This is a genomic window from Microbacterium sp. KUDC0406 (assembly GCF_021582875.1).
Lineage (GTDB): Bacteria > Actinomycetota > Actinomycetes > Actinomycetales > Microbacteriaceae > Microbacterium.
Map to the genome: position 1 here is coordinate 2,182,382 of NZ_CP091138.1, position 12,064 is coordinate 2,194,445.

8 protein-coding genes are annotated in these 12,064 nt (G+C 69.6%); 3 read left to right on the top strand and 5 right to left on the bottom strand.

The window, feature by feature from the left end:
- Positions 1-6: 6 nt before the first annotated feature.
- Positions 7-630, bottom strand: a complete 624-nt coding sequence (locus L2X99_RS10905) for a TetR/AcrR family transcriptional regulator (RefSeq protein ID WP_236135107.1) — start codon at positions 628-630, stop codon at positions 7-9.
- 145 nt (positions 631-775) lie between these two features.
- Between L2X99_RS10905 and L2X99_RS10910 the strand changes: the two genes are divergently transcribed.
- A complete protein-coding gene (locus tag L2X99_RS10910; RefSeq protein ID WP_236126715.1) occupies positions 776-3,574 on the top strand; it encodes an MMPL family transporter in 2,799 nt (932 codons plus the stop codon).
- Positions 3,571-5,616: a YhgE/Pip domain-containing protein gene (locus L2X99_RS10915; protein ID WP_236126714.1), complete on the top strand. Its 2,046-nt coding sequence runs from the start codon at positions 3,571-3,573 to the stop codon at positions 5,614-5,616. Before L2X99_RS10910 ends, L2X99_RS10915 begins: the two co-directional genes overlap by 4 nt.
- An 86-nt stretch (positions 5,617-5,702) precedes the next feature.
- Here the strand turns inward: L2X99_RS10915 and L2X99_RS10920 are convergent, their stop codons facing one another.
- Both L2X99_RS10920 and L2X99_RS10925 read right to left on the bottom strand, forming a co-directional pair.
- Entirely contained in the window at positions 5,703-7,217 is a 1,515-nt protein-coding gene (locus tag L2X99_RS10920) for a leucyl aminopeptidase family protein (RefSeq protein WP_236135108.1), read from the bottom strand.
- 32 nt (positions 7,218-7,249) lie between these two features.
- Positions 7,250-8,905 carry an AbgT family transporter gene (locus tag L2X99_RS10925; protein WP_236135109.1) on the bottom strand — a complete coding sequence of 552 codons (1,656 nt, stop codon included), beginning with the start codon at positions 8,903-8,905 and terminating at the stop codon, positions 7,250-7,252.
- Positions 8,906-9,048: 143 nt separating this feature from the next.
- Between L2X99_RS10925 and L2X99_RS10930 the strand changes: the two genes are divergently transcribed.
- A complete protein-coding gene (locus L2X99_RS10930; protein WP_236126712.1) occupies positions 9,049-10,617 on the top strand; it encodes an SLC13 family permease in 1,569 nt (522 codons plus the stop codon).
- Positions 10,618-10,632: 15 nt separating this feature from the next.
- Here L2X99_RS10930 and L2X99_RS10935 read toward each other — a convergent pair whose 3' ends face one another.
- Both L2X99_RS10935 and ccsB read right to left on the bottom strand, forming a co-directional pair.
- Positions 10,633-11,022: a phage holin family protein gene (locus L2X99_RS10935; protein ID WP_236126711.1), complete on the bottom strand. Its 390-nt coding sequence runs from the start codon at positions 11,020-11,022 to the stop codon at positions 10,633-10,635.
- A gap of 40 nt (positions 11,023-11,062) precedes the next feature.
- A complete protein-coding gene (gene ccsB, locus L2X99_RS10940) occupies positions 11,063-12,064 on the bottom strand; it encodes a c-type cytochrome biogenesis protein CcsB (protein WP_236126850.1) in 1,002 nt (333 codons plus the stop codon).

Below are 12,064 nucleotides of genomic sequence, written 5' to 3' on the forward strand. Positions count from 1 at the left end.
CGTCGGCTACTCCTCGATGAGCAGCTGGACGAGCCGGCCGAGTTCCTCGCTCCCAGCACGGCGTAGCTGCGCGGCATCCTGACCCTCCATCGCGCCACGCACGGACATCCCTTCCCAGACGATCATGAGCATGCGAGCGGCCACCTCGGCGGGAAGACGCAGTCGCAGCAGACCGGCCGAGGCGATGTCGGCGATGATCTGAGCGATGCTGGCGACCATCTCACCCTCCTGCGCCAGGTAGGCCGCGCCGAATACCTCGTCGCGGAGTGCCCGGATGCGGATCTCGCTCATCAACATCACGCCGAGGCGGTCGTCGCCACCTGAGTCCATGACCTCGCGCACCAGGCCGACCGGATCACACCCCTCGGCGAGCGCTCCGTCGGCGGCCATTTCCTCGACGCGGGTACGCACCGCGTTCACCCTCGCCTCGCCGACGGAGCCGGCCAGGGTCAGGAAGAGCTCGTCCATGGAGGCGAAGTTCGAGTAGAAGGCGCCCCGGGTGAACCCCGCGCGGTCGCACACCGCCTCGACGGTCGCGCCTTCGAGGCCGACCTCCGCGAACACCTGCGCCGCCGCCTCGAGCAGCCGGGCGCGCGTGTTCTCGCGGCTTCGCGTCGCGATCGTCGTCACTGTCGGCACCTCCGGATCTCAGACTCGGCACTTCTCACACCCCGCACACAGACTCTCACGACCCGCTGGGAATACGATGCATTGACGTACTCAATACACGTCTGTATCGAGTTCACGAATGCATCCAACGCCTGGGGAGGCCCCCGTGTCCACTCTGCTGTCCTCGCTCGGACGCTGGTCGTACCGCCACCCGTGGCGAGTGCTGGTCTCCTGGCTTCTCGTGCTCGGCATCGCCGGCGGCGGCGCCGTGGTGCTCGGCGCCGGCACCGACAACACCTTCTCGATCCCCGGCACCGAGTCGCAGTCCGGTCTCGAGCAGCTCTCCCGCACCTTCCCCGAGGTCAGCGGCACGAACGCGCAGTTCATCGTGGTCGCCGCAGAAGGCGACAAGGTCACGGACGACCCGTACAAGAGCGACATCGAGCAGGCGGTCTCAGACCTCGAGGATGTCGACGGCGTGCTCGCCGTCACCTCGCCCTACGACGAGAACATCGACGGCATGGTCAGCGACGACGACAGCGCGGCGATCGTCCGGCTGCAGTTCGAGGGCCAGGCCACCGACGTCACGCCCGAGGCCAAGGCCGAACTCGAGGGCATCGTGCACGATCTGCGCGACGAACTGCCGAACGGGTCCGACACGGCCCTCGGCGGTGATCTGTTCGCGATGTCGATCCCCACCGTCACGCTGACCGAGGCCGTCGGCCTGATCATCGCGCTGCTCGTGCTGATCGTCACGTTCCGCTCGTTCGTCGTCGCGGGACTCCCGCTGGCCACCGCGCTCCTGGGCGTCGGCATCTCGATGGCCGGCATCTTCGCCGCCACCGCGTTCGCCACGGTGTCGTCCACCACGCCGCTGCTGGCGCTCATGCTCGGTCTCGCTGTCGGCATCGACTACGCGCTGTTCATCGTCGCCCGACACCAGGACCAGGTCAGAGCCGGCGTCGAACCGGAGGAGTCCGCGGCGCGCTCGGTCGGCACGGCCGGCTCGGCCGTCGTGTTCGCCGGCGTCACGGTGCTGATCGCCCTGATCGGGCTCGGCTTCGCCGGCATCCCGTTCCTCACCACGATGGGAATCGCGGCATCCGTCGCCGTCGCGATCGCCGTGGCGATCGCCGTGACCCTCACCCCCGCCTTCCTGGGCTTCCTCAAGGGGCGGGTCGCCGGGCGCGCGCCGCGCGTGAAGAAGGTCGCTAAGGCGGATGTCACGGACGCTGAAGACGTTTCGTCTCGCTCCGCTCGCTCAACGACCGGGAAGCGGAGCTTCTCGCAGCGCTGGGTGGGCGGTGTCACGAAGCATCCGGTGATCGTGTCGATCGCCGTCGTGCTGGGTCTGGGCATCGTCGCGGTGCCCGCGCTGAGCCTGAACCTCGCCCTGCCGAACGCCGGCCAGCTGCCACAGGACTCCGAGGCACGGGTGAACTACGACCTCACCGCCGACCACTTCGGCCCCGGCTTCAACGGTCCGCTGATCCTGACCGGCACGATCGTGACCTCGAAGGATCCGCTGAACCTCATGCAGGACCTCGGCGACGAGGTCGCCGGTCTGCCCGGCGTCGCCGAGGTGCCGCTGGCAACCCCGAACGCCACCGCCGACACCGGGATCGTGCAGGTCGTGCCGACCACCGCACCGGATGACCCGGCGACCGCCGACCTGGTGCGCGAGCTGCGCTCGCACCACGACGAATGGCTCGACGAGTACGGCATCGATCTGAAGGTGACCGGTTTCACGGCCGTCGCGATCGACATCTCCGACCAGCTCGGTGCGGCCCTGCTGCCGTTCGGGATCTTCGTGATCGGTCTGTCGCTGATCCTGCTGGCGATCGTGTTCCGCTCGATCTGGGTGCCCGTCACGGCCGCCCTCGGGTACCTGCTCTCGATCGTCGCCGCCTTCGGCGTGGTGGCCGCGGTGTTCGAGTGGGGCTGGTTCGCCGACCTGCTGCACGTCGCGCGCACCGGCCCGATCATCTCGTTCATGCCGATCGTGCTGATGGGCGTCCTGTTCGGCCTGGCGATGGACTACCAGGTGTTCCTCGTCTCCCGTATGCGGGAGGACTACGTGCACGACCCGGCCAGGAAGGATGCGTCGACCCGGCGCGATGCCGCGATCCGCGCCGTCCGCACCGGCTTCACGGGATCGGCGAAGGTCGTGACCGCCGCCGCACTGATCATGTTCGCCGTGTTCGTCGCATTCGTGCCGGAGGGCGATTCGTCGCTGAAACCGATCGCCCTGGGCCTCGCTTCCGGCATCGCGATCGACGCGTTCCTGGTGCGCATGACACTCATCCCCGCCCTGATGGCGATCCTCGGCGACCACGCCTGGCGCATCCCGCGCTGGATGGAGCGCATCCTTCCGCACGTCGACATCGAGGGCGAGGCCGTCGAGCGCGAGCGAGCGCTGGTGTCCTGGCCCGGCGACGACAGCGTCGTCGCGGCGGACGGACTCACCGTGGCCGCGCCCGCCGTCGAGGACGTCACCATGCGACTCGCACCGAACGGTGCGTTCATCGCGACCGGAGCGGATGCCCGCGCGCTGCGCGCCCTCGCGCTGACCGTCGCCGGCCGGGTGAAGCCGGATGCCGGACGCCTCCGGGTGACCGGGCACCTGCTGCCCGGCCGCGCGGCCTGGGTGCGCAGGCACGTCGGATGCGTGATCGTCGACGACGCGGCATCCGCTCCTCATGAGCTCGCCGCGGCGCTGCGCGGCGGCACCGACCTCGTCGTGATCGACGGCGTCGACCGGCTCTCGGGCGCGGACCGCGACCAGGTCGCCGCCGCCCTGCGCGACTCCGACGCGGCCGTGTTCGCCACCGCCGCCGATCCTTACGCCGCGAAGGCACTGCTGTCCGATGCCGGCCGCGCCGAGGCATCCGTCCTCGACCTGCGCGAGCCCGCGACCCGTACGGCATCCGACTCCCCCACCGAGACCACCGAGGTGACCGCATGACCCTCATCGAACGCGCCCGCTCCCGCCGGCCGATCACCTGGCTGACGATCATCGGCGTGCTGCTGCTGCCCGTCGTGATCGGCGGCCTGCTCGTCGCGGCACTGCAGAACCCGACGCAGAGCCTCGATCGCATGACTGCGGCGATCGTCAACCTCGACGAGCCGGTCACGATCGACGGCCAGTACACCCCGCTCGGCCGCGAGCTGTCGTCCGGACTGGTCGAGGGGTCGGACGACATGGACTCCAACCTCACCTGGGTCATCTCGAACGAGGACGACGCGGCGGAGGGACTCGGCGACGGCACCTACCAGGCGGTCGTGACGATCCCGAAGAACTTCTCGAGGAACGCGACCTCGGGCGGCCAGGCGATCGCCGACGGCGGCGGCTCCGCGCAGCAGGCGCAGATCCAGGTGACCACCCCGCAGGACGCCCGCGTCGCCGACGACCTCATCACCAGCCAGATCGCCAACGTCGCGGCCACCTCGATGGGGTCGATGCTCTCCGAGGCGACCCTCGGCAACGTGCTGATCGGCTTCGGCACGATCGGCGACCAGCTGAGCGAGGCCGCGGACGGCGCCGACCAGCTCGCCTCCGGGGCGAAGGACGCCGCGAAGGGTGCCGCCGCGCTGCCGGCCGGTGCGCAGGGACTCGCAGACGGTGCGAACCAGCTGAGCTCGGGAGCCTCCCAGCTCGGCGACGGCGCGGGTGAGCTCGCCGCCGGCGCCAGCCAGCTGGGCAGCGGCCTGGACACGATCGCGGGCAAGACCCGTGAGGTCGGAGCCGGTGCGACGAAGCTCGGTGCCGGGCTGACGAGTGGTGCGGCGGCGCTGGAGAAGAGCGGACTCGTTCCCGACGATCTCACGAAGGCGGCGAACGGCAGCGCTCAGGCCAGTGCGGGCGTGGCTGACGGAGTGACGAAGCTCTCGGCAGGGATGGACGAGCTGCTCGGCTACTGCGCGGGACGCATGGAGACCGACCCGGTGTGCATCGGCCTGACCCAGATGAAAGATGGGATGCCCGAGCTCATCGACGGCGCGAACCTCTCGAGCCAGGCTGCCGCCGGCACCGCTGCGGGCCTCGGCCAGTTCGACGCCCAGGCCACGAAGAAGCTGTCGACCCAGCTGAGCACGGCCGGCAGCGGCGCGACCGCCCTCGCATCCGGCCTCGGCCAGCTCGCCGGCGGCATCGACCAGTCCGCCGACGGCGCACGCGGTCTCTCCACCGGCGCCTCGAAGATCGCCACCGGCAACGACGGCATCGCCACCGGAGCTGCTCAGCTCGGCGACGGCGCGACCCAGCTCGCCGACGGCGCCACCGAGCTCGGCTCCGGCCTGGACAAGCTCGCCGGCGGCACCGGCGACCTCGCCGACGGTCTGCACACCGCCTCGTCGTCGCTGCCGTCGTTCAGCGAGAAGGAGTCGACCTCGCTCGCCTCAGTCGTCACGAACCCGGTGAAGGCGGATGTCGCGAACTCGAGCCTGTTCGGTGCCACCGCCATCCCGCTGCTGGTCGCGATCGTGCTGTGGTTCGGCTCGCTGGCCTCGTACGTCGTGATGCGCGCGATGCCCGAGCGGGTGCTCACGTCACGGCGTTCGTCGATGGCGCTGGCGCTGCGCGGCTTCTGGCCCGCGGCGCTCATCGGAGCGGCGCAGGGTGTGCTGGTCTCGCTGATCGTGCAGATCGTCGCCGACTACGACGCCGCGACCTGGTGGTCGTTCGCCGGCATCGCCGTGCTCGCCGGCATCGCGTTCGCCGCCGTGAACCAGGCGCTGGTCGCGGTGTTCGGAGGCATCGGCCGCTGGGTGGGTGTGCTCGTGGGCGTGCTCGCCGTGGCCACCGGTCTGATCTCCACGGTGCCCGGCTGGCTGGCATCCCTCGGTGCGGCCATGCCCACCGCGCCGGCGCTGAGCGGGCTGATCGACGCGAGCGGAGCCGCCGCGGCCGGCCTCGTCGTCTGGGCCGTGCTGTCGCTGCTCGCGACGACGCTCTCGGTCGCGCTCCGCCGCACGACCTCTGCGAAGGCCGTGCTCGCCACGGCCTGACCTCCCCCAGCTCCGGTCTCACTGGGTGCGGGTGTCTACCCCGAAGCACCCGCATCGGTTGAGACCGGAGCAAAGGAGAGGGCGGATCAGGCCGGCGCGGTGAAGCCCCTCGCCAGGTCGAGCAGCAGGCGGCCGCCGAAGCCCGTCGCGCCCTGCGTGCGCCAGGAATCGTCCTTCTCCACCTGCATCGTGCCGGCGATGTCGAGGTGCGCCCACGGAGTGCCGCCGGTGAAGTGATCGAGGAACAGCGCCGCCGTGATCGCGCCGCCGTAGGGGCCGCCGAGGTTGGAGATGTCGGCGACGTTGCTGTCCAGCTGCGCCCGGTACTTGCGCTCCAGCGGCATGTGCCACGCCTGCTCGTCGGTCGACGACGACGCCTCGCGCAGCAGCCCGACCATCCGGTCGTCGTTGCCGAACAGCGCCGCGACGTGCCCGCCGAGCGAGACCAGCGCCGCACCCGTCAGGGTCGCGATGTCGACGATCGCATCGACCTGCTGCTCGTTGGCGAGCGCGAAGGCGTCGCTCATCGCGAGCCGCCCCTCGGCGTCGGTGTTCTTCACCTCGATGGTCGTCCCGCCGCGAGCGGTGAGCACGTCGCCGAGCTTGTAGGCGGTGCCCGACGGCATGTTGTCGGTGCACATCAGCCAGCCGAACACCTCGGCCGTCGCGCCCGCGTCGCGCAGCGCGGTGAACGCGCCCAGCACCGCCGCCGCGCCGCCCATGTCCATCTTCATCAGCAGGTGCATCGGATCGCTGGGCTTCAGGCTGATTCCGCCCGAGTCGTACATGATGCCCTTGCCGATCAGACCCAGCCTCCCCGTCGCCTCACCCGACGGCTTGTAGTGCAGCACGACCATGCGCGGCTCCTCGACGGAGCCCTGGTTCACGCCGAGCAGTCCGCCGCAGCCGAGCTCGATGAGCGCCTCCTTGTCGTACGACTGCACCTCGAACCCGAATCGCTCCCCCAGCGTCGCCGCGATCTCGGCCATGTCGGTCGCCGTGAGGTGCCCGGGTGGCGTGTTCGCCAGATCGCGCGCCACGATCGCGGCACGCGCCGTGACGGATGCCGCGGCGACGGCGGCAGCATCCGCCGCGGCATCGCCCGCACCGGCATCCAGAGTCAGCGACGCCAGAGGCACGTGCTTGGAGTCGGCGATCAGCACCGTGTAGCGGTAGCGGGCGAGCAGCGCGCCCTCGGCGAGAGCGGTCAGGGCGGATGCCCGATCCGCGTCGCCGAGGTCGACCTGCAGTGCGAGGCGTGCGTGCCGCGACGCCGCCCGCACGAACGCCGCCGCCGCGTCGCGCAGCACCGCCGGCGTCACATCGGCCGCGGCGCCGAGGCCGACCGCCACAAGGTCGGGCGCGTCCGCCCGCGGCAGCACCAGGGTGGCACCGGCCTTCGCATCGAACCCGGCCGCCTCCAGCGCCTCGCGACTGAAGCCGAGTGCGCCCGGTACGTCGCCGTCGGCATGCACGCCGAAGCCGATCGCCTCGACGCCCTCCTCGGCCGTACCCGCCCGCACCTCGGCGGCGTCCAGGGCGTCCAGCCCCGGCACGGTCGCGAAATCGGCGGGAATGAGCTTGTTCGGACTGCGCGTCATGTCTTCTCCTTGCTTCTCGAAACGACGGCTGATCAGCCGATCTGCACCGGCGAGCCGGGGCCCCACGGGATGCCGGTGAGGAACCACACGACGTACAGCGCGGTCCAGGCCAGCAGCATCCACAGCGCGTACGGGATCATCAGTGCGATGATCGTGCCGATCCCGGCATCCTTCTTGTAGCGCTGCGCGACGGTGACCATGAACGGCAGGTACACCATCAGCGGGGTGAGCACGTTGACCGGCGAGTCGCCGACGCGATAGGCGGCGAGCAGCGTCTGCGGCGCGACGTCGAGCGAGGCGAAGATCGGGATGAACACCGGGGCGAAGATGACCCACTTGGGCACGAGGCCGGGGAGGATGAAGTCCAGGATCAGGATCACCACGATGAAGGCGAGCAGCAGCACGATCGCCGGCACGTTGGCGTGCTGCAGCGCCTCGGCGGCGGAGATGGCGGCGACGGTGGGCAGGTTGGTCCAGTTGAACAGGGCGATGAACTGGGCGATCATCAGGAACATCACCAGCAGCCCGCCCAGGCTCGCGAAGGTCTTCGCGATCGCGGCGACCGCCGCCGATCCGCCCTTCAGCGTCTTCGCGCCCGCTCCATAGGCGACGCCGCAGACCAGGAAGGCCAGCGAGATGATGAACACCAGGCTCGCCATGAACGGCGAGGTGCCGGCGATGTCGCCGTCGGACGGCGCGCGCAGCGGCGCCCCCGGCGGCAGCGTCAGCGCGAGGATCACGAGCACGAACCCGAGCAGCGCCCAGCCGGAGAACTTCAGTCCGCGCGCCTCGGCATCGTGGTCGACCCCCTCCGAATCGTCGACGATGGTCAGTTCGGCACGATCGTAGGGACCGAGTCTCTTCTCGGTGACGAACATGGTCACGAAGAGTGCGACGAAGGTGAGCAGGAACGTCGACACGATCCCGAAGTAGAGGTTGTGCGTGACCTGGACCGGTTCCATGCCCGCCGCCGTGAGCACGCCGTTGGTGATCTCGGCGAGCATGCTGTCGCTCGGGGTGATGATGATGTTCGCGCCGAACGCCGCCCCCACCGCGGCGAACGCACCGGCGAGACCGGCCAGCGGATGCCGCCCGACCGTGAGGAACGCCGCCGCGGCCAACGGCACCAGGATCAGGTATCCGGCGTCCGTGGCGACCGAGGACAGCACACCGACGAACAGCAGGATCGCCGCGAGCCAGCGCCGGGGAGCGACCTTCACGACCCGGCGGATCAGTGCGCCCATGAGCCCCGCGTGCTCGGCGACTCCGACACCGGCCATCGCGATGAGCACCGTGGCAACGACAGTGAATCCGGCGAAGTTGTCGACGAACGAGGTGAAGAAGAATCGCAGACCCTCGATCGAGAGCAGGTTCTGCACCGCGAAGGTGCGCTCCTCGACGACGTACTCGGGCACGTCGGCGGGCTCACCGGTCGCGGTGTCCCAGATGATCCAGTGCGAGCCGAACTGATCGTTCAGCTGTCCGACCTGGTCGGCCGCCACCGGGGTCGCCACCTCGTCGGTGACCGACACTCCCACCCAGCTCAGAATCGCGGACAGCACCGCGATGAACCCGATCAGGTACACGAACATGATCGTCGGGTCGGGCACCTTGTTGCCGACCTTCTCGATCCAGTTCAGGAAGCCCTTCTGCTGCGCCTGCGGCGCGAACTCTGAGGCGGCACTCACAGCAGTCTCCTTCGTCCCGGCCCCGCGGCGCTCGATGCCCGTGCGGACTCGGCTCCATCCTGGCGACATTCCGTGCCCCTCGGCAATACATCATGCAGAATTCGGGGTGCCGGCCGGGGTCGGCTGCCCTAGTGTCGAAGCAAATGGACCCGATCATCATCGTCTTCGTCATCCTCGCGGTCGCCGTGGCCGCGTTCGTGTCGAATCGCATCCCGCTCGCGGTGATCGCCGTCGGCGTCTCACTCGCGCTCTTCCTCACCGGAGTGCTGGATCTGCATCAGGCTCTGGCGGGTTTCGGCGATCCGACGGTGCTGTTCATCGCATCGCTGTTCGTGGTGAGCGAGGCGCTCGAATCGTCGGGCGTCATCGCGTGGGCCGGCCAGCAGGTGATCACGCGCACCGGCACCGGCCGCGTGCGGCTGATCGTGGTGCTGTCCCTACTGACCGCGGTCATCACCGCCATGATCAGCGTCAACGGATCGATCGCGGCGATGCTGCCGCTGTTCGTCGTCGTCGCCGCACGGTCCGGTATCCCGCCATCCCATCTGCTGATGCCGCTCACTTTCGCCGCGCACGCCGGATCCATGCTGGCCCTGACCGGCACGCCGGTGAACATCATCGTGTCGGATGCCGCGGCGGATGCCGGCGAACGGCCGTTCGGATTCTTCGAGTTCGCACTCGCCGGCCTGCCCCTGCTGGCCGGGGCGATCCTCATCATCCTGTTCCTCGGCCGGCGCCTGCTGCCGAACCGGACCGCGCCGAACGCCCCGGCCGATCTGCAGCGGCTCGGCGAACTGCTCCGGCGCCAGTACGCCCTGGCTCCGGAGGACATGCAGCCCAGCGCGTCCCGCGGGTTCACCGAGGTGGTCATCCCGCCGCGCTCGACACTCATCGGAATGCATGTGTTCCCCGGCATGATCACGCCGAGCGGCGACCTGGTCGTGCTCGCGGCCCGCCGCGGCGAGGAGCTGCTGGAGGGTGCCGAGACACTGCTGCAGGCCGGCGACGTGCTGCTGCTGGACGGAACCTGGGATGACCTCTCCCGGCACACCTCGGACGGGCGCGAGGTGCTCATCGTCGATCACCCCGACCAGCTGCGTCGCGCGATACCACTCGGTCGCGGCGCGAAGCGAAGCATGGTCATCTCCGGTGTCATGGTGCTGCTGCTGATCACCGCCGTCGTGCCACCGGCCGTCGCGGGGCTGCTGGCGGCCGGCGCCCTCATCCTGTCGAGGGTGCTGCCGATCACGCAGGCGTTCCGCGAGATCAGATGGACGCCCGTGGTTCTCGTGGCCGGCATGATCCCGCTCTCCGTGGCATTCCAGGAGACGGGCGCCGCGCAGCTGATCGCGGACGGCCTGAAGACCCTCGTCGGAGGTGCCGGACCCACCGCCGCGCTGGCGGCGATCGTGGTGCTCACGCTGGTGCTCGGTCAGCTGATCAGCAACACTGCGACCGTGCTGATCGTGCTTCCGGTCTCCGTGGCCCTGGCGCAGGCGATGGAGGTCTCGCCGCTGCCCTTCCTGCTCGCTCTGGCGGTGGCCGGGTCCGCCGCGTTCATGACCCCGGTCGCCACCCCGGCGAACCTGATGGTGATGGAGCCCGGGCAGTACCGGTTCGGCGACTATGCGAGGTTCGGACTGCCGTTCCTCGTGATGTACTTCGTGGTCGCCGTCTTCTGGGTGCCCGTCGTGCTGCCGTTCGGCGGCTGAGCCGGAACTCCGTCGTCAGCGGCCTCGCGCGTCCGTCGCCCTCTTCTTGAAGATCAGGCTCGCCAGCAGCCATCCGCCGAGGGCGGTGACCACCCAGATGATCAGCGTCGCGAGGACCCAGGTGAGGATGCCGCTCAGGTGCACCCCGCTGGGGAACAGCGACGCGATCAGCAGTGCCACGAAGGTCGAGATCAGCCCGATGCCGCCGATCAGGGCCTCCGCGTGCCGCGCCACGATCTTCAGCAGCAGCGGCGCCAGGATCGCCTGCGCGATCGTGAAGACCAGCACGGCGACGAGGAACCCGGCGAAACCGATCGAGAAGCCCGGCAGCGTCCACAGGCAGATGAGCAGGGCCACCGCGACGGTGACCAGCGAGATGGCGGCGCGGAGCAGCAGACGGATCATGGCGTCAGCCTAGTGGCGCCATGTCCCGTCCGGCGGGAGCTCAGCTCAGGCCGGAGTACGAGTGCAGACCCTTGAAGAAGACGTTCACGATGGTGAAGTTGAAGATCACTGCGGCGAAACCGACGATCGACAGCCAGGCCGACCGCGATCCGCGCCAGCCGCGGGTCGCACGGGCGTGGATGTAGCCGGCGTAGAGCACCCAGATGATGAACGTCCAGGTCTCCTTCACATCGAAGCCCCAGAACCGGCCCCAGGCGTCCTGCGCCCAGATCGCCCCGGCCATCAGCGTGAAGGTCCAGGCGATGAAGCCGACGACCGTGAACCGGTACGCCAGGCTCTCCAGGCGGGTCGAGTCGGGGATGGTGCGCAGGAAGCCGGGCCCGGTCTTCGCGGCGCCCTCGGCGACCAGCCGCTCGCGCCGCATCTGCAGCAGCTGCATCACCGACAGGGCGAAGGCCAGCGCGAACAGGGCCGTCGACAGGGACGCGACGAAGACGTGGATGACCAGCCAGGCACTCTTCAGCGGTTCGGCGAGGGGCGTGATCGCGACGTAGAAGTTCGTCGAGGTGAGCCCGAGCAGCACCACGACGAGCCCGAGGATGAACGAGCCGAGGTACCGCACGTCCAGCCGGGTCAGCACCAGCAGGTACACGCCGATGATCAGCAGTGTGCCCACCATCGCGAACTCGTAGAGGTTCGACCAGGGCACGTGCCCGTCGGCGATGCCGCGGGTGACGGCCGCGCCGAGGTGGAAGATCCACGCCAGCACGGTGAGCGACGTGCCGATCCGCGCCATGACGTAGCGCGGCTTCGCAGCGCCTGAACCGGACGACGCCGAGCCGGATGCCGCGGGCGCAGCGTCTCCGGCATCCGTCGCCGCGCCGGCGCCGACCGTCGCGAGCTGCTTCGCCGTCTCGAGCCTGGCATCCGCCGTCTTGGCGGAGCGGCTCGCGAGATCGAACGCGTACGCCAGGAACGCGAGCGCGTAGATCGCGATCGCCGTCCACATCAGGATGACGGAGAGCGATTCCAGGTCGGCCAT